At 65.1% G+C, this 15,881-nt stretch carries 20 protein-coding genes and 1 rRNA gene; 15 read left to right on the forward strand and 6 right to left on the reverse strand.

Translation table 11 applies throughout. From position 1 onward, the window contains the following. Window positions 1–171 precede the first annotated feature (171 nt). The 7 genes from nikA to ACGK9R_RS15130 all read left to right on the forward strand — a co-directional run bounded on the left by nikA (window position 172) and on the right by ACGK9R_RS15130 (window position 6,659). Entirely contained in the window at window positions 172–1,740 is a 1,569-nt protein-coding gene (gene nikA, locus ACGK9R_RS15100; protein WP_394582729.1) for a nickel ABC transporter substrate-binding protein, read from the forward strand. Then, the gene (gene nikB / locus ACGK9R_RS15105) at window positions 1,740–2,684 is read left to right on the forward strand and encodes a nickel ABC transporter permease subunit NikB (protein WP_394582731.1); all 945 of its coding nucleotides are present in this window, start codon (window positions 1,740–1,742) and stop codon (window positions 2,682–2,684) included. Before nikA ends, nikB begins: the two co-directional genes overlap by 1 nt. After that, on the forward strand, window positions 2,681–3,550 hold the full coding sequence (gene nikC / locus ACGK9R_RS15110; protein WP_394582734.1) for a nickel ABC transporter permease subunit NikC: 870 nt from the start codon (window positions 2,681–2,683) through the stop codon (window positions 3,548–3,550). The genes nikB and nikC overlap by 4 nt, the downstream gene beginning before the upstream one ends. Next, window positions 3,547–4,359, forward strand: a complete 813-nt coding sequence (locus ACGK9R_RS15115; protein ID WP_394582736.1) for an ATP-binding cassette domain-containing protein — start codon at window positions 3,547–3,549, stop codon at window positions 4,357–4,359. The genes nikC and ACGK9R_RS15115 overlap by 4 nt, the downstream gene beginning before the upstream one ends. Further along, window positions 4,356–5,180 (forward strand): nickel ABC transporter ATP-binding protein NikE, encoded by an 825-nt coding sequence (gene nikE / locus ACGK9R_RS15120; RefSeq protein WP_394582738.1) that lies wholly within the window; start codon window positions 4,356–4,358, stop codon window positions 5,178–5,180. The genes ACGK9R_RS15115 and nikE overlap by 4 nt, the downstream gene beginning before the upstream one ends. A 46-nt stretch (window positions 5,181–5,226) precedes the next feature. Continuing rightward, on the forward strand, window positions 5,227–5,610 hold the full coding sequence (locus tag ACGK9R_RS15125) for a hypothetical protein (protein WP_394582740.1): 384 nt from the start codon (window positions 5,227–5,229) through the stop codon (window positions 5,608–5,610). 113 nt (window positions 5,611–5,723) lie between these two features. Beyond that, window positions 5,724–6,659, forward strand: coding sequence for a co-chaperone YbbN (locus tag ACGK9R_RS15130; RefSeq protein ID WP_394582742.1), 936 nt, complete (start codon window positions 5,724–5,726; stop codon window positions 6,657–6,659). Here the strand turns inward: ACGK9R_RS15130 and ACGK9R_RS15135 are convergent. Continuing rightward, complete coding sequence (locus ACGK9R_RS15135) at window positions 6,656–7,840, reverse strand: MalY/PatB family protein (protein ID WP_394582744.1); 1,185 nt, start codon at window positions 7,838–7,840, stop codon at window positions 6,656–6,658. The two genes, ACGK9R_RS15130 and ACGK9R_RS15135, sit on opposite strands and share 4 nt — an antisense overlap. A gap of 38 nt (window positions 7,841–7,878) precedes the next feature. On the opposite strand from ACGK9R_RS15135, the gene ACGK9R_RS15140 reads away from it, so the two are divergent. Beyond that, window positions 7,879–8,310: a hypothetical protein gene (locus ACGK9R_RS15140; protein ID WP_394582746.1), complete on the forward strand. Its 432-nt coding sequence runs from the start codon at window positions 7,879–7,881 to the stop codon at window positions 8,308–8,310. A gap of 131 nt (window positions 8,311–8,441) precedes the next feature. On the opposite strand, the gene ACGK9R_RS15145 is transcribed toward ACGK9R_RS15140, so the two are convergent. Continuing rightward, window positions 8,442–8,795, reverse strand: coding sequence for a hypothetical protein (locus ACGK9R_RS15145; protein ID WP_394582749.1), 354 nt, complete (start codon window positions 8,793–8,795; stop codon window positions 8,442–8,444). A 128-nt stretch (window positions 8,796–8,923) separates the two neighbouring features. Here ACGK9R_RS15145 and ACGK9R_RS15150 point away from each other — a divergent pair, with 128 nt between their 5' ends. From ACGK9R_RS15150 to ACGK9R_RS15170, 5 genes are all read left to right on the forward strand, one after another. Further along, window positions 8,924–9,745, forward strand: a complete 822-nt coding sequence (locus tag ACGK9R_RS15150) for a hypothetical protein (RefSeq protein ID WP_394582752.1) — start codon at window positions 8,924–8,926, stop codon at window positions 9,743–9,745. Window positions 9,746–9,835: 90 nt separating this feature from the next. Further along, complete coding sequence (locus ACGK9R_RS15155) at window positions 9,836–10,237, forward strand: acyl-CoA thioesterase (protein WP_394582755.1); 402 nt, start codon at window positions 9,836–9,838, stop codon at window positions 10,235–10,237. Window positions 10,238–10,268: 31 nt separating this feature from the next. Beyond that, window positions 10,269–10,571, forward strand: coding sequence for a hypothetical protein (locus ACGK9R_RS15160; RefSeq protein ID WP_394582757.1), 303 nt, complete (start codon window positions 10,269–10,271; stop codon window positions 10,569–10,571). An 11-nt stretch (window positions 10,572–10,582) separates the two neighbouring features. Beyond that, on the forward strand, window positions 10,583–11,101 hold the full coding sequence (locus ACGK9R_RS15165; RefSeq protein WP_394582758.1) for a DUF501 domain-containing protein: 519 nt from the start codon (window positions 10,583–10,585) through the stop codon (window positions 11,099–11,101). Window positions 11,102–11,133: 32 nt separating this feature from the next. Continuing rightward, complete coding sequence (locus tag ACGK9R_RS15170; protein ID WP_394582760.1) at window positions 11,134–11,679, forward strand: TIGR00730 family Rossman fold protein; 546 nt, start codon at window positions 11,134–11,136, stop codon at window positions 11,677–11,679. A 17-nt stretch (window positions 11,680–11,696) separates the two neighbouring features. Here ACGK9R_RS15170 and ACGK9R_RS15175 read toward each other — a convergent pair whose 3' ends face one another. Continuing rightward, entirely contained in the window at window positions 11,697–12,230 is a 534-nt protein-coding gene (locus tag ACGK9R_RS15175; RefSeq protein WP_394582762.1) for a hypothetical protein, read from the reverse strand. Window positions 12,231–12,238: 8 nt separating this feature from the next. Then, window positions 12,239–12,724, reverse strand: coding sequence for a tetratricopeptide repeat protein (locus ACGK9R_RS15180; protein ID WP_394582764.1), 486 nt, complete (start codon window positions 12,722–12,724; stop codon window positions 12,239–12,241). Window positions 12,725–12,954: 230 nt separating this feature from the next. Between ACGK9R_RS15180 and ACGK9R_RS15185 the strand changes: the two genes are divergently transcribed. Both ACGK9R_RS15185 and yaaA read left to right on the forward strand, forming a co-directional pair. Further along, window positions 12,955–13,986 (forward strand): NADP(H)-dependent aldo-keto reductase, encoded by a 1,032-nt coding sequence (locus ACGK9R_RS15185; protein ID WP_394582766.1) that lies wholly within the window; start codon window positions 12,955–12,957, stop codon window positions 13,984–13,986. Between the two features lie 111 nt (window positions 13,987–14,097). Further along, window positions 14,098–14,880 carry a peroxide stress protein YaaA gene (yaaA, locus tag ACGK9R_RS15190; protein WP_394582769.1) on the forward strand — a complete coding sequence of 261 codons (783 nt, stop codon included), beginning with the start codon at window positions 14,098–14,100 and terminating at the stop codon, window positions 14,878–14,880. Here the strand turns inward: yaaA and ACGK9R_RS15195 are convergent. Together ACGK9R_RS15195 and rrf are read right to left on the reverse strand one after the other, a co-directional pair. Beyond that, the gene (locus tag ACGK9R_RS15195; protein ID WP_394582771.1) at window positions 14,852–15,442 is read right to left on the reverse strand and encodes an isochorismatase family protein; all 591 of its coding nucleotides are present in this window, start codon (window positions 15,440–15,442) and stop codon (window positions 14,852–14,854) included. The two genes, yaaA and ACGK9R_RS15195, sit on opposite strands and share 29 nt — an antisense overlap. Window positions 15,443–15,701: 259 nt before the next feature. Then, window positions 15,702–15,817, reverse strand: a 5S ribosomal RNA gene (rrf, locus tag ACGK9R_RS15200). Window positions 15,818–15,881 lie beyond the last annotated feature (64 nt).

Raw genomic sequence — 15,881 nt, forward strand, 5'->3', positions numbered from 1 at the left:
CTGCCGCCGGCACTTCCCGCGGGGCGGTCGATATTTCCTCTGTTCAGCCGCTGCACCGAGGCCGGAGGCGCCTCGTGAGCCGCTAACCTGACTGAGAGCGCGGCTACGCCCAACGACTAAAGTATGATAATTTTTAAAATTCATCATACTCCAACAACGATCGAGGTCGCCGTGCGCTCAGCCCTTCATGCCCTGCTGGTACTTCTTTTTACGCTCGTCCTTGTCGGCCAGGCGCCCGCCCAAACGCGGCTTGAGGCCTCCTGGCCGACCAACGTGGGGCCGCTGAATCCGCACCTCTACACGCCCAACCAGATGTTCGCTCAGGCGATGGTGTTCGAGCCGCTGGTGCGCTACCAGGCCGACGGCACGATCGCGCCCTGGCTTGCGGACAGCTGGGAGATCTCGGAGGACGGGCGCACCTATGCCTTCACGCTGCGCGACGACGTGCGCTTCTCCAACGGCGAACCCTTCGACGCCGACGCGGTGGTGGTCAACTTCGACGCCGTGCTGGCCAATCACGAGCGTCACGCTTGGCTCGGGCTGACCCACCAGATCGAGGACGTCCAGGCGATCGACGCCCGCCACGTCATTCTCACGCTCAAGGACCCCTATTACCCCACGCTTCAGGATCTGGCACTGCCGCGCCCGTTTCGCTTCATCGCGCCGTCGCAGCTGATCGACGGCACCTCCGCCGACGGCATTCGCGCGCCGATCGGCACCGGCGCTTGGCAGCTGGAGCAGAGCCGGCTGGGCGAGTTCGATCTGTTTTCGAAAAACCCGATTTACTGGGGCGAGGCGCCGGGCTTCGACGAGATCAACGTCAAGGTGATCGTCGACCCCAACACTCGTGCCATCGCCCTGCAAACCGGCGAGATCGATCTGGTCTACGGCGCCAAGGGATTGATTTCACCGGATACCTTCGCTCGCCTGGCCGACGACGAGCGCTTCGAAACCGCGCTTTCCGAGCCGATGGAGACGCTGATGCTGGCGATCAACAGCCAGCGCGGCGCCACCCGGGAGCTTGCCGTGCGCCAGGCGATCAACCACGCGGTGAACAAGGCGCAGATGGTCGAGAGCGTGTTCTACGGCACCCAGCACCCCGCCGAGACGCTGTTCGCGCCGAGCGTCCCCTACGCCGACGTGGGGCTTGAGCCCTACGCCTTCGACCCCACCCGCGCCGAGGCGCTATTGACCGAGTCGGGCTGGGAGCTGGAAAACGGCCTGCGAATGCGTGACGGCGAGCCGCTGCGGGTTGATCTTGTGTTCGTCGGCAACGATGCGGTCTCCAAGTCGCTGGCGGAGATCGTGCAGGCGGATCTTGCCGCGGTGGGCATCCAGGCACGGATGATCGGCGAGGAGGAGAGCAGCGTCTACGCCCGCCAGCGCGACGGTCGCTTCGGCATGATTTTCAACCGCACCTGGGGGGCGCCGTTCGATCCGCACGCCTTCATCAGCTCCATGCGCGCGCCCGCCCACGCCGACTACCAGGCGCAGCTCGGCCTTGAGGATAAGCCCGAGATCGACGCGCTGATCGACGATATTCTCGTCACCACCGACGAACGCGAGCGCCAGGCGCTTTATAAGCGCCTGTTGACGCGGCTTCACGAGTCCGCCGTCTATCTGCCGCTGACCTACACCACCGTGCTCGCCGTGGCCGACCCGGCGATCGGCCCGATCAACTTCAGCGCCATGACCAGCGAGATCCCCTTCGAGCGCTTCACCCCCGAGGCGGCGCGCTGATGGCTCTATTCATTCTCAAGCGGCTGATGCTGCTGCCGCTTCTGCTGCTGGCAGCCTCGATCCTGATCTTCTTGCTGCTGCGTTTGGGGCCGTCGGACCCGGCGATGGACTATCTGCGCCTCTCCCAGGTACCGCCTACGCCCCAGGCGCTCGAACACGCCCGTGCCCTGCTCGGCCTCGACCAGCCGCTGCTTACCCAGTACGTCGAGTGGCTCTCCCGAGCGCTGCGGCTCGATTTCGGTGTTTCCTACGCCACCCAACGCCCGGTGTTCGACGATCTGATGCACTTTCTGCCGGCCACGCTGGAGCTTGCCGGCGTGGCGCTGGCGCTCACCCTGGCCGTCTCGATTCCGCTGGGGCGCTGGGCGGCGCGCCATCCGCACCGCGGCCCGGATTTACTCGTGCGCCTGATCGCCTTTTTTGGCGTCTCGATGCCGAACTTCTGGCTCGGCTTTCTACTGGTGCTGCTGTTTTCGGTACAGCTTGGCTGGCTGCCGCCCATGGGCCGGGGGAGTGTGGCGCACCTGGTGCTGCCGGCGGTGGCGATCTCGCTGATGTCGCTTTGTATCAACGCGCGGCTGCTGCGCGCCAGCATGCTCGAAGTGAGCGGCCAGCGCCACGTGCGCTACGCAAGTCTACGCGGGCTGGATGCGCGGCGCGTGGAGCGCGATCACGTATTTCGCAATGCGCTGCTCCCGATCATCACCGCCACCGGCATGCACGTCGGCGAGCTGATCGGCGGCACCCTGATCATCGAAAGCATCTTCGGCTGGCCGGGTGTGGGGCGCTACGCGGTATCGGCGATCTTCAACCGCGACTACCCGGTCATCCAGTGCTTCACACTGATGATGGTGACGATCTTCGTGGTGTGTAATCTCATCGTCGATATCGTCTACGCCGCGGCGGACCCGCGCATTCGGCTATCACGGGAGGGCGTACAGTGAGCGTTTTTACCGCCTCCCACGCCTTTGGCGCTCGCCCCGCGCGGCCCCGGGCACGCCTGAGTACCCGCTTTGCGCTGGCGCTGGTCGCGCTTTTGGTGCTCATTGCGCTGTTCGGCGCCTGGCTTTCGCCTTTCGACCCCAACGCGGTGGCGCTCTCCAACCGTCTGGCGCCGGCGAGCGCCAGCCACTGGCTCGGCACCGACCACCTGGGGCGCGATATCTTCACCCGGCTGCTGGCGGGTACGCGGGTGTCGCTGGGGACCGTGGCGATCACGCTATCCTTGATGCTGACGCTGGGGATCGTGGTTGGCGGCGCCGCCGGGTTCATCGGCGGGCGCTTCGACCAAATTACCATGCGCGTGATCGATATCTTTCTCACTTTCCCGACCTTCGTACTGTCGCTGTTCATGATCGGCATGCTGGGCACCGGGCTTGTCAACGTGGTGCTCGCCATCGCGCTGTCGCACTGGGCCTGGTACGCGCGCATCGTGCGCGGGATCGTGCTGTCGCTCAGGCATCGCGACTTCATCAGCGCCGCTACCATGGCCGGGGCGAGCCGCACACAGGTGTTCGTTCGCCACCTGCTGCCGGCGACGTTTTCGCAGCTGGCGGTGCTCGCCTCGCTGGATATCGGCCATATCATGCTGCACGTCTCGGGGCTTTCGTTTCTCGGGCTGGGGGTCGCCGCCCCAACGCCGGAGTGGGGCGTGATGCTCTCGGATGCGCGCCAGTTCATCTGGACCGAGCCGCTTTTGATGCTGTGGCCGGGGCTTGCGCTGTTTCTCAGCGTCATGGCCTTCAACCTGCTGGGCGACGCGCTGCGCGACCGGCTCGACCCCCACCTGAACCGGGAGCCGTTATCGTGAGTGCGCTCCCCCCTTCCACCACGCTCGAGATCGCGGGCATCAGCGTCGAGGCCGGCCACGAGAGGCTGGTCGACGACGTTTCGATCACGCTTGAACGCGGCGAGGTCGTGGCGCTTGTCGGCGCCAGCGGCTCGGGCAAGTCGCTCACCTGGGCGGCGGCGCTCGATACGTTGCCCGGCGGCACGCGCCTGAGCGCCGGCGAGCTGCGCCTGGACGGCGCGCCGGTGGCGGCTTCAAGGCTGCGCGGCCGGGTGGTCGCCGCGATCATGCAGAACCCGCGCAGCGCCTTCAACCCGGTGCGCACGCTCGAGCGCCACGCCGATGAAACCCTCAAGGCGCTCGGCGTGGCCAGGCGCGAGCGCGCCCCGCGCATCCACCAGGCGATGCGCGAGGCGGGCCTTGCAGAGCCGGCGCGGCTTTTGAAACTCTACCCCTTCGAGATGAGCGGCGGCATGCTCCAGCGCATGATGATTGCGCTGGCGCTGGCAAGCCAGGCGCCGTTCATTCTTGCCGACGAGCCGACCACCGACCTGGATACGATTCATCAGCGCGACACCCTCGACCTGCTGGCCACACTTCGCCAGCGCTTCGGGCTGGGGCTTTTGCTGATCACCCACGACATGGGCGTGGTAGCGCGGCTGGCCGATCGCGTGATGGTGATGGACCGAGGGCGTATCGTCGAAAGCGCGCCGGTCGATACGCTGTTCGAGCGCCCCGAAAGCGCCGTCGCCCGCGAGCTGATCGAGGCGCACCTGTCGCTCTACGCCCCGATTGCCACCGACCCAGCTTTTGATGAGGCGCGCCGATGACGCTGTTACACGCAAAACACTTGAGCCACGGCTATGCGCGGCGCGCATGGCTTGGGCGGCGCGCGCTGGACACGGTGCTCGAGGACGTATCGCTTTCGGTTCACCCCGGCGAAATCCTCGGGCTTCTGGGGCGCAGCGGCTGCGGCAAGAGCACCCTGGCGCGGCTTCTCACCGGGTTGGAGGCGCCGCGCCAGGGCCGGGTCTATCTCGAGGGCGAGCCGCTTGGCAAACGCGCCGCCGAAAAGCGTGCGCTCTACCGCCGGGTGCAGATGGTGTTTCAGGATCCTCAAGGCGCGGTGAACCCGCGCCTCACGGTCGCGCGTATCATCAGCGAGCCGCTGATCCATCTGACGACGCTCTCGAGAGCCGAGCGCGAGGCAAGCGTTGGCGAGCTGCTTGACGCCGTAGGCCTCGAGCGGCGCATGGCCTCGCGCTACCCCTTCGAGCTCAGCGGCGGGCAGCTTCAGCGCGTGTGCATCGCACGCGCCCTGGCGCCAAAGCCTTCACTGATCGTACTCGACGAGGCGGTTTCGAACCTGGACCGCCACCTGCAGATCCAGATGCTCGACCTGTTCAAGCGGCTCAACCGCGAGCGCGGCGTGGCGTTCGTGTTCGTCACCCACGATCTGCGCCTGGTCGAGCGCTTCTGCTCGCGGGTGCTGGTGATGGAGCGCGGGCGGATTGTCGAAAATAGCGCCGTGAGCGCCCCGCTGACGCTTGGTTCGGTGGAGGGGCGGGCGCTTTGCGAGGCGGTGCTGCCCGCCCTGCCACCCGGGCTCAACGCGCGGCGGGAACGACTCGAGCGCGAGGGTGTCTTTTAACCGCCCAATACGCAACGTTCGTCACCCAACGAAGGATTTGTATCGCATGAAGAAGACCGCACTCTTTCTGAGTCTGGCCGGCGCGCTGAGCGCTCAGGGCGCTTTCGCCCAAAGCACTTCTACCCAGAGCGCTTCCCCGCAAAATCAGGCGTGCTCGACCGAGGCGCTCATGGCCGCCAACCAGAATCTGTACGATCAGTTCGAAGCCTATACCGCCAACCGGATGGACCAGGGCCAAAGCGTCGAGGAGATCACCGCCTCGATGGATGAGATCACCGAAGCGGGTAACGCCACCGAGGTACTCGCCCGCCATCAGGAAGAGCTCGAGATGATGGAACCGGGCTCGACGCACCAGCCCTCCCAAGCGCTGTGCGACGACATGTACACCATGCTCGACCAGATGCAGGTGGCGCTTGACGCGCGCCAGTAGCTCCCCTCCCCTTCGAGCGGCGCCTTGGCCGCGCCGCTTGAATATTCGCCCCGTCGCCTTGATATCATGTGCCATGCTTGTTTCATTCTTCCCCAGCAGAGCGCAGAACGTTCATGTCGATAATTGATCCCCGCACCGGCAACACCCTGACCGCCGAACCCGCCGCGCCCGCGCCAAGCGGCAGCCGCCCCGCGGTCACCCGCGACGATGTGATCATCGAACTCAGTGCCGCGAACATCCAGCAAGTGCTGGAGGCCTCGAGCCAGGTACCGGTGCTGCTGACCAGCTACTCGCCCGACGACGAGTCCTGCCAGCAGCTGCTCAGCGTGCTCGAAAAGCTGGCGCTTGAGTACGGCGGTGCTTTCCTGCTGGCCCGGTTCGACGCCCTCGCCACGCCGGAAATCGCCGCCCAGCTCGGCGTACGCTCGGTACCGGACGTGAAGCTGGTCAGCCAGGGCGGGCTGGTCGACGGTTTCCAGGGGGCGCTGCCGGAGAAGGAGCTGCGCGAGTGGCTCGGGCGCTACCTGCAGGCCCCGGAAGACGCCCCAGCAAGCCCCGAGGAGCAGGCCGAGGCCGCCCTTGCCGCCGGCGATACGGCGACCGCCCGCGAGCTCTACCAGACGCTGATGGCGCAGTACCCGGAGCATCACGCCTATCAGGTGGCGTTCGCCAAGGTACTGGTGGCCGAGGGCGCGCTCGATGACGCGCGGGCGCTGCTCGACAATCTGCCGCCGGAAGAGCGCGACGCCCCGGCGGCTCGCGGCGTGCGCGCCAGCATCACGTTCAGCGAGCAGGCGCCGAGCAGTGATGAGATTGCTAGACTCAATGATCGCGACGACAGCGAAGCGCGCTACCAGCGCGCGCTACGCCAAGTCGCCGACGGCGACTACGACACCGGCCTCGAGGGGCTTTTGGCGCTGATGAAGTCGGACCGCGCCTTCAACGACGACGCCGCGCGCAAGACGCTCTTGCAGGTGTTCGACGCCCTTGGCGCCGACCACCCGCTGACGGTGGCCTACCGGCGCCGGCTTTTCGCTCTGCTCTACTAGAGAGCGTCAGACTGAGGGGTAGGGCCGAGCACCGCGTCGAGGCGCCAAAGCGCCGCCTCGAGCTCCCGAGCGGTGGTGCCGAAATTGAGCCGCACGAACCCCGGGCAGCCGAAGGCGGCGCCGTCGGAAAGCGCCACGCCCGCCCGCTCCTTGAGCGCTTGATAGGGCGAGTCGCCAAGCCCCGCCTTACGCAGGTCGAGCCAGGCAAGATACGTCGCCTGGGGTGCGCTCATCTCGACGCCGGGCCAGCGCGCCACGAAGCGTGAAAGCGTGGCGCGATGCTCACGCAGCACCGAAAGCAGCGCCTGGCGCCAGCTTTCCCCTTCGCGGTAGGCGGCTTCGGCGCCGATCAATCCCAGCACGTTCACATCCGGCAGCCACCCCTTGCAGGCGTTGGCGAAGCGCCGGCGTACCGCGGCGTCCGGGATCACCGCGCAGGCGCTCGAAAGCCCTGCCAGATTGAAGGTCTTCGACGGCGCCCAGAGCGTGATGATGCGCCTGGCAAGTGCGGGGAAGCGCGCGGCCAGCGGCCGGTGGCGCGCCCCCTCGTCGAGCAGCAGATCACAGTGAAGCTCGTCGGAGATGACCCAGAGATCAAACCGCTCGACCAGCGCCGCCAGCGCCTCGAGCTCTTCCTCATACCAGACTCGCCCGGTAGGGTTGTGCGGCTGGCACCAGAGCAGCAGGCGGGTCTGCGGCGTGATCGCTGCTTCGAGCGCGTCGATATCGAGCCGCCAGGGCTCGCCCGGGCCCGCCGGCTCCTTGAGCCTTACCTGCTGAGGGATCCGCCCGGCACGCTCGGCCACGGCCAGAAACGGCGGATAGATGGGGGTGACGGTCAGCACGGCGTCACCGGGCTCGGTCAGCGCCTGGGCGGCGAAGTGAAGCGCCGGCACGACGCCGGGCAGCCAGTGCTGCCACTCGGGCTCGATCTCCCAGCCGTAGTGCACCGCACTCCAGTCGCACAGCGCCTTCTTGAGCGAGGCGGGCACCTCGCCGTAGCCGTAGACGCCATGCTGGATGCGCTTTTCGAGCGCCTCGATGACGGCGGGCGGCGAGCGAAAGTCCATGTCCGCCACCCACAGCGGCAGGATGTCGTCGCCGTAGCGGTGCCATTTTTGCGACGCGTAGCCGCCTTCGGGGTGGCGCCGCTCGACAGGCGTGGCAAAATCAAAGGCCATAGACGTTTTCACCGATTGTTGAAAGGTTGACCACGAGCATGCCGCAAAACGACTTCTACACCAAGGTGCGCGCGGGGCTGGCCGCACTTTTACGCCAGTGGCGCGCACTCGGCCAGGCCGATCTCGACCAACTGGCGCTCATTCTGGCGGAGACCGCCCGCGTGGCCAAGCTGGGCACGCCAGAGGCGACCCCCAGCGGCGAGGAGCTGGCACGCTGGAGCAACGACTCAGAGGGCCATATGCCGCTCTGGGCGCCGCGCACGGCGGTCTTCCTGCTCAATCAGATGCCCGCGCGCCCGGCGCCGCAAAGCGAGGAAGAGGCCTGCGCCTGGGCCTACTGCTGGCTCAAGAACCGCACTTTCGACTCCTGTGACGCCGCCTTGAACGCGCTACCGGCGCACTTGAAGGCGCCTCTTGAAGCACCGCTTCAGGCCGCCTGGCGCGACCAGCAGGGCCTGCGTCTGATTTGATTCACCGCCTTCGTTGACCGGAGCCGCCTGGCGCCGGTCGGGCCCTCTCTTGTATACAAACTGCGTATATCAAGTCGCATGAATATAAACGACCATGGATAACGTGGCTCGCCAGGCTTTTGACGCAGTCTTTAGCGCTTTGGACTGGGAGACTTGGGCTTGAAGCCGGCGGGTTTCGTCGCCAGCCACTGGGCAAAGGCGCGAATGTCCGGGTCCAAGGCCATCGCCTCGACGCTCGGGAAGCGGTCGGCCAGCTCGCGCTCACTAAAAAGCCGGTGGATGTGCTTATGGCACGGGTGGCAAAGCCAGGCGATCGCGGTCAGGCGCTCCTCGCGGCTGTAGCGCTTTTTATAGCGCGGCTTGTTGTGCAGCGTGCGCGGAATCAGGTGGTGCTTGGTGAGCGGCGCCGGGCGCTGGCACAGCTCGCACTGCGCCGGTTTGGCCGGTGGCGACAGCGAATGACCGGATGACGAAGCAACGTCCAAAAGGCGCGGCCCTCCCGGCCAGCAGGATGGATTGACACTCGAGTTCTCGACTCGATCGCTCGAGTGAGTAATTCGATTTAACAACCGAATTTAACAACCGAATTTAACAACTATAAGGATAACCGGGAATGCTGGAAGTTCCGCTGAGTTGGCAGCTCGCCAAGATCGCCGTTTCCGTAGTCATGGTGCTGGGCCTTGGCGTCATCGCCGTGCGTGTCAGCCCCAGGGTAGCGGGGCTCCTGTCGGGCTACCCGCTGGGCTCGGCACTGGCGCTGTTCTTTATCGGCCTGGAGATTTCGCCGCTGTTCGCTGCTCAGAGTGCGGTGCACACGCTGGCCGGTTTTACCGCGACGATGGCGCTCGGTGCCGGCTACTGGCTATGCGGGCGAAGCCCCGGGCTTGTCGGCGTCCTTTATGGCACCGCCGGCGGTATCGTGGCCTGGTTCGGGGTGGGGCTCGCCCTTGCCCAGTTCGACTTTACCCGGGTCACGGGGACGCTGGTTACGCTATGCGCCATCCTTCTCTTCAGCCTGCTCTTTCGACGCATTCCCGAGCGCCGGGCCACGACCCGTGAGGTGTTCTCCTGGCGCGCGCTGGGCGCACGCGCGCTGCTGGCCACCGCCATCGTTTTCGCCATCACCGGCCTGGCCCACTGGGTACCGGCCGCCTGGGCCGGCACGCTGGCGGCGTTTCCCATCACCATGCTGCCGTTTTTGTTGATTCTGCATCTGGCTCAGGGCCCGGCACCGGCGGCGACGGTGATCAAGCACTACCCGATGGGGCTGGGGTCGCTTTTATGCTACGCGCTATGCGTGTCGTTGACCTACGAACCCTGGGGGCTGCTCGCCGGTACGTTGGCGGGCTTTGGCGTTGCCACGCTCTGGCTGGTGGGGTGGATGCACGCCCAGCGCTGGTACACCCGCCGCCAATCGCGTACCGCACCGGTTTGACCCCTGGAAGCGCACGGGCGATGCTTATCAGGTGCCCCACCCTGGGCTTTTTGCGCCCGCACGCCGCATCACTCGCCGTCAGGAGACGCCATGTTTACCCGAACCCTCGAGCCCGCCTTCTACGACACCGATGCGCTTGGCCATATCAACAATACGCGTCTGCCCGCCTGGTTTGAGCTGGCGCGCAACGACCTGTTCACGCTGTTCACCCCGGATCTGGACCCGAAGAAGTGGCGGCTGATGATGGCGCGCATGGAAGTCGAGTACCGCGCTGAACTCTTCTACGGTCATCCCATCGAACTGCGTACTTACCTGACGCGGCTGGGTAACAGCTCGTTCACCGTGACCCAGGAGGCCCACCAGCGCGGCACGCTTGCAAGCGTGGGTCATACCGTCATGCTGCAGTACGACCACCAGGCCAAGCGCGCCCTGCCGATCGAAGGCGAGCTCAGAGAGGCGCTTTCGGCGCATCTGCAGGGCCCGCCCGCCTGATCCATCGCCCGACCAGGGCCCAGGAGAGACCATGGCCATTCGCTACACCCTCTGGCTCGACCCGGACAACACCGCGCTGCACCAACGCGTGGAGGCGGATCTCGAGCGCTATTTCGTCGAGCGCTTCGCCGACTATCCGCACATCCGCCTGTACGGCGCCGACCCCTACGATTATGACGCGCCATTCAATCGCCTGTATGATGCGCTGATCGCGCGCGCCACGGAGTACGGCGAGCGCGTCTGGGGCTACGTGGCCTCGCCGGAGCAGCTCAATCGCTGTTTTTTCCGCGCCGTGGGCCGCTCCAACAAGTTCGTCCAGGACCCGCAACGTTAAGAGAACCCTCGATGGTAATTCGTACCGACCACGCCCCTTCTGACCGCCAGCTTTCGATCATTACCCAGCAGCTCGGCCGGGCCCCTCGCGGTATCGAAGCCGTCGTTGCCGAGGACAGCCACGGCACGCCGCTTGCGCTTCGCATGGCGCCGATCGTCGACGGCAAACCCTTTCCCACGCTTTACTGGCTCTGCTCGGACGTCCTCAAGATCGAGATTTCCCGGGTCGAGGCGGTCGGCGTGATCAAGGCGCTCGAGCAGCGCCTACAGGACGAACCCGAATTTCTCGAGCGCTACCGCCAAAGCCACCGTGACTACGTGGCCGCGCGCTGGGCGCTGATGAGCGACGCCCAGCGCGAGGAAGTGGACCGGCTGGGCTATCGTGAGGTCCTCACCGAGCGCGGCATAGGCGGTATCAGCAACTGGCAGCAGATCCGCTGCCTGCATACCCAGTACGCCCATCACCTGGGCGGGCACAACGTGATCGGCGCCTGGATGGACGAACACTACCAGATCGACCGCTACGTCTAGCTTTCTTTTCACTTCATTTCGGGAGCATCGCCATGGCGCGCATCTGCGTATATCTCGGCTCGCGCGAGGGCAAAAGCCCCGCCTTCATGGACGCGGCCCGGGCGCTGGGCACCGAGCTTGCCGGGCGCGGCCACACGCTGGTGTACGGTGGCGCGCGCATCGGCCTGATGGGTGCGCTGGCCGATGCAACGCTTAAGGCCGGCGGCGAGGTGATCGGGGTGATGCCGGATCATCTGGTCGAGCGCGAGCAGGCGCATTACGGGCTGACCGAGCTGATCCGGGTGGCCAACATGCACGAGCGCAAGGCCACCATGGCGGCTCACGCCGACGCCTTCATCGCCCTGCCCGGCGGTATCGGCACCTTCGAGGAGCTCTTCGAGGTCTGGACCTGGGGCTATCTGGGCCTGCACCAGAAACCGCTGGCACTGCTCGATACCGAGGGCTTCTACGCCCCGCTGCTGGGATTTCTGGATAACACCGTTGAGCAGGGCTTTCTGGCGCCGACGACCCGCGCCATGCTGATGGACGCCGACACGCCAAAAGCGCTCGTCGAGGCCCTGGAGAGCCGGTTGAAGTAGGCGTTGAGAGATACAGCTCAAGAGGGTTTGGTCATCACGCCCTGAAGGTCAGCGCGTGTGCGCTCGAAAGTAAGCTGGAGAAGGCGCGCATCGTCACCGGCGCGATGGCGCTGAATGGACTGGTCGCCGATGATCGCCTCCTTGGTCTGGCTCCAGAGCGCCTGCTGCGGCTCGGTCAACAGAATTCGCAGCGCTTCCAGGCGAAAGCGCGGCAGCATCCCGGCGTGATGAAACAGCAAGGAAAGCCAGGTATTGTCGTAACCCCAGCTGTCGCTATAGGCCTTGCCCAAATCCCTTAGCTCGTCATTGAGCCAGCAGGCGATCTGGCGTACCGGGTACCCCTCCTGAACCAGCCGCTCCCGCGAGATACCGTGCAAAAGCTCGGCTTTTGGATCCCAGTGCGTCCACTCCTCCAGTGGCTGAACCAGAAACGCGCAGCAGCTCCCGTCGGCGCGGGCCAAACCGATTTCGATCGGGTAGCTGCCGCGGCCAAATCCGGAGGCCTCGATGTCGAGCACGGTGGGCAGCGCGTGGGTCGTGGGTATCGTCATGCGCTCACCTAGGCGGCCGCTATCCTGGGCGGGCCGGCAAGACGCCGCCAGTAGGCCGACTGCTGGCTATCGCGGGCAAGTCCCAGCTCGCCTTGCTGGTAGGCACGGGCGAGGCGCTCGGCGGCCAGCCGGTGGCCGGCCTGGGCGGCGCGGGCGTACCAGGTGACCGCGTAGTCCTCGCGGCACGGGTACTGCACGCAGCCGTGCTCGTGGATTTGAGCGGCCTGATACTGCGACTGCACGTCGCCGGCCTGAGCGGCTTCCAGCACGTAGCGCGCGCCGCGCGCCTTGTCCTGGGGCGAGCGGCTACGTTGAAACAGCATCTGCCCGTAGGTGGAGAGCGCATCCGGATGACCCGCCTCGGCACAGCGTTTGTAGAGACGCATGGTCAAACGCTGCGTGCGGCGCGAATGGGGAAGCAACCACCGGGAACGAAACAGCTGTTCGGCCAGACGAAACTCGAGCCGAATAAACAAAGATGATGCCTGCGGCATGGCAAACCACCCTGCCTATCTGTTGAAAGCTTGAGCTAGCCAACCACCTCTCAAGGCTAACCCTACGGTAGGCCGACCGCTGGTCGGCAAATGGGCTGGCAAGCATACGCCTGCCGCCGCCGTGACTCAACCCCCCTTCATTTGCCGGTGACCGCCTCTGTCGCTAACATGCGTTGTCACCGTTGCAGCGCGCTCTGCGGTGCACCCCTTACGCCGTTCAGGAGGCAATCATGCAGACACGACCCCTTGGTAGAACCGGCCTCGACGTCAGCCGTTTGTGTCTGGGCACCATGACCTATGGTGAGCAGAATAGCGAAGCCGAGGCCCACGAGCAGCTCGACCGCGCCGTGGCCTTTGGCATCAACTTTATCGACACCGCCGAAATGTACCCGGTTCCGCCCATGGCCGAGACCCAGGGCCGGACCGAAAAGTACATTGGCAGCTGGCTCAAGGCGCGCGGCGCGCGCGACGACGTCATGCTGGCAACCAAGATCGTGGGCCCCGGTATCGAGCATATCCGCGGCGGCTCGCGCATGAACCGCGCGCATATCCATGAGGCGATCGATGCAAGCCTTGCGCGCCTACAAACCGACTACGTCGACCTTTATCAGCTCCATTGGCCGGAGCGCAAGACCAACTTCTTCGGCCAGCTTGGCTACACCGCCGCTGAGGATGACGACGCCACGCCGCTCAGGGAGACACTCGACGCCCTCAAGGAACTGGTGGACGCCGGCAAGGTGCGCGCCATCGGCGTCTCCAACGACACCCCCTGGGGCGTGATGCGCATGCTCCAGCTCGCCGAGGAGTTCGGCCTTCCGCGCGTGGCCTCGATCCAGAATCCCTACAACCTGCTGAACCGCTCCTTCGAGGTGGGTCTCGCCGAAATCGCCCACCGCGAAGAGGTTGGGCTTCTGGCCTACTCGCCGCTCGCCTTTGGCGTACTCTCGGGCAAGTACCTGAACGGCGCCCGCCCGGCCAAGGGGCGTCTGACACTCTATGAGCGCTTCAAGCGCTACACCTCGCCTCAGGCCGAGCAGGCGACCCAGAAGTACGTTGCACTTGCCCAAAAGCACGGGCTCGACCCGGCGCAGATGGCGCTGGCCTTCATCAACTCGCGGCCCTTCCTGACCAGCAACATCATCGGCGCGACCACCATGGAGCAGCTCGAAGCCAATCTCGAAAGCGAAGCGCTCAAGCTCGACGACGAGGTGCTCGAGGGCATCGAGGCGATCCACCGGCGCATTTCCAACCCGAGCCCCTGATCGCTTTTCTCGCCGCTTTGACTATCGACGCCATAGCCCTGGCGAAAGCCGGGGCCTGGTATGATGGCCTTTACCGTGTTGCCTCTTTAATACGCGCTCAAGGAGCCCGCGATGCTAAGCGTTATTTCACCCGCCAAGACGCTGGATTTCGACACCCCATCGACGACCGACAGAGTTACCCAGCCGGATTTTCTCGAACAGAGCCAGCCCTTGATCGATATTCTGCGCGGCTACTCGCCGCAGGAGATCAGCGAGCTAATGGGGGTCAGCGACAAGCTCGCCGGGCTCAATGCGGCGCGCTTCAAGGAGTGGCAGCCGCCGTTTTCGCTGGACAACGCCAAACCTGCCGCTCAGGCCTTCCAGGGCGATGTCTACGCTGGGCTCGAGGCCGAGTCGTTCAGCGCCGCCGAGAACCGCTTCGCGCAATCGCATCTGCGTATTCTCTCCGGGCTGTACGGGCTTTTGCGCCCGCTGGATCTGATTCAGGCCTACCGGCTCGAGATGGGCACCAAACTGCCCAACGCCGCAGGCAAGGATCTCTACGCCTACTGGAAACCGATTCTGACGCCGGCGCTCGAAGAGGCCCTTCGAGAGAGCGGATCGAAGGTGCTGGTCAATCTGGCCTCCAACGAGTACTTCAAGGCGGTGGACAGTAAAAAGCTCGACGCCGAGATCGTGACGCCGGTGTTCAAGGATGAGAAAAACGGCAGCTTCAAGATCATCAGCTTCTACGCCAAGAAGGCGCGCGGATTGATGAGCGCCTGGATCGTTCGCGAGCAGATCAACTCGCCCGAGGCGCTGAAGGCGTTCGACGTGGCGGGCTATGGGTTCGACCAGGCGGCATCTGACGCGTCGACACTGGTTTTCACGCGTCGTGAGCGGGATCGCGGATAAACGTCAGCGCCCGCCCAACGCGGGGTTTGAGAAACTGGCGGTGAACGCGTTTGAATAGCGGCGTATCGCAGCGGTGTAGCCACTCGTAGGCGGCCATGTCCGCGCTCACGCTGACTGCGCCTTGGCGCGCCGCGCGCTGGCGGGCCAGCGTTGCCTCGAACGGACGCCGGCTGAGCGTCGCGTCCACCAGCCAGTAGACCTCGAACCCCGCCTCCAAAAGCCCCAGCGCACTTTGCAGCACGCAGATATGGGCCTCAACACCGCAGACCACGACTTGCCTTCTTCCTTCTTTCTCTAGCGCCGGTAAAAAGCCGGGCTCTTCGGTCACGCTGAAGTGCTGCTTCTCCCATACGCGGCCCCGCGACTTTGTCAGTGAGGGGTGGGTGTGACCCAGCTGAGCCGGGTTCTGCTCGGTCAGCCATACCGGCACCCCGAGCTCCCGCGCGATATCGGCCAGCCAGCCGGCTTCGCGAACGCCCTGCTCGGCCTCGGGAATGACTGGCAGCAGCCGCGACTGAAAGTCGATGAGCAGTAAAAGGCTTTGATCGGCGTGAAGGCGCATGGGCGTAGTGATCTTTAAGAGCGTCGCTCATTTTTAGCGCGTTATGCGATGAAGTACAAATCGTTGTGAATCGTGAATCGTGAATCGTGAATCGTGAATCGTTCAGAGCATAAGGGTGGGAGCAGGCTTCAGCCAGCGATGCGCCGCCCCGCGCCGCCGGGGTCGGGCCTGTGGCGCCCTGCCTCCCTTCCACGCCCTCTTTTCCACGCACGAAAAAAATCCCCCGCAGCGTGAGCCACAGGGGATTTTCGGGATGGGTGCCTGACGATGACCTACTCTCGCATGGGGAGACCCCACACTACCATCGGCGCGTTGCGGTTTCACTTCCGAGTTCGGCATGGGATCGGGTGGTTCACGCAGGCTATGGTCGTCAGGCGTAACTGGCAATGTCCATCATGCTGATCGTGTGATCGTCTCTTTCGCGTATCCGGTGTTTCAT

The organism is Halomonas sp. HNIBRBA4712, assembly GCF_043558675.1.
GTDB lineage: Bacteria > Pseudomonadota > Gammaproteobacteria > Pseudomonadales > Halomonadaceae > Vreelandella.

Coding starts and splice junctions, on each gene's coding strand:
- nikB (WP_394582731.1), top strand. CDS start 1,740: ATGGCTCTATTCATTCTCAAGCGGCTGATGCTGCTGCCGCTTCTGCTG.
- nikE (WP_394582738.1), top strand. CDS start 4,356: ATGACGCTGTTACACGCAAAACACTTGAGCCACGGCTATGCGCGGCGC.
- ACGK9R_RS15125 (WP_394582740.1), top strand. CDS start 5,227: ATGAAGAAGACCGCACTCTTTCTGAGTCTGGCCGGCGCGCTGAGCGCT.
- ACGK9R_RS15130 (WP_394582742.1), top strand. CDS start 5,724: ATGTCGATAATTGATCCCCGCACCGGCAACACCCTGACCGCCGAACCC.
- ACGK9R_RS15135 (WP_394582744.1), bottom strand. CDS start 7,840: ATGGCCTTTGATTTTGCCACGCCTGTCGAGCGGCGCCACCCCGAAGGC.
- ACGK9R_RS15140 (WP_394582746.1), top strand. CDS start 7,879: ATGCCGCAAAACGACTTCTACACCAAGGTGCGCGCGGGGCTGGCCGCA.
- ACGK9R_RS15150 (WP_394582752.1), top strand. CDS start 8,924: ATGCTGGAAGTTCCGCTGAGTTGGCAGCTCGCCAAGATCGCCGTTTCC.
- ACGK9R_RS15155 (WP_394582755.1), top strand. CDS start 9,836: ATGTTTACCCGAACCCTCGAGCCCGCCTTCTACGACACCGATGCGCTT.
- ACGK9R_RS15160 (WP_394582757.1), top strand. CDS start 10,269: ATGGCCATTCGCTACACCCTCTGGCTCGACCCGGACAACACCGCGCTG.
- ACGK9R_RS15165 (WP_394582758.1), top strand. CDS start 10,583: ATGGTAATTCGTACCGACCACGCCCCTTCTGACCGCCAGCTTTCGATC.
- ACGK9R_RS15170 (WP_394582760.1), top strand. CDS start 11,134: ATGGCGCGCATCTGCGTATATCTCGGCTCGCGCGAGGGCAAAAGCCCC.
- ACGK9R_RS15175 (WP_394582762.1), bottom strand. CDS start 12,230: ATGACGATACCCACGACCCACGCGCTGCCCACCGTGCTCGACATCGAG.
- ACGK9R_RS15180 (WP_394582764.1), bottom strand. CDS start 12,724: ATGCCGCAGGCATCATCTTTGTTTATTCGGCTCGAGTTTCGTCTGGCC.
- ACGK9R_RS15185 (WP_394582766.1), top strand. CDS start 12,955: ATGCAGACACGACCCCTTGGTAGAACCGGCCTCGACGTCAGCCGTTTG.
- yaaA (WP_394582769.1), top strand. CDS start 14,098: ATGCTAAGCGTTATTTCACCCGCCAAGACGCTGGATTTCGACACCCCA.
- ACGK9R_RS15195 (WP_394582771.1), bottom strand. CDS start 15,442: ATGCGCCTTCACGCCGATCAAAGCCTTTTACTGCTCATCGACTTTCAG.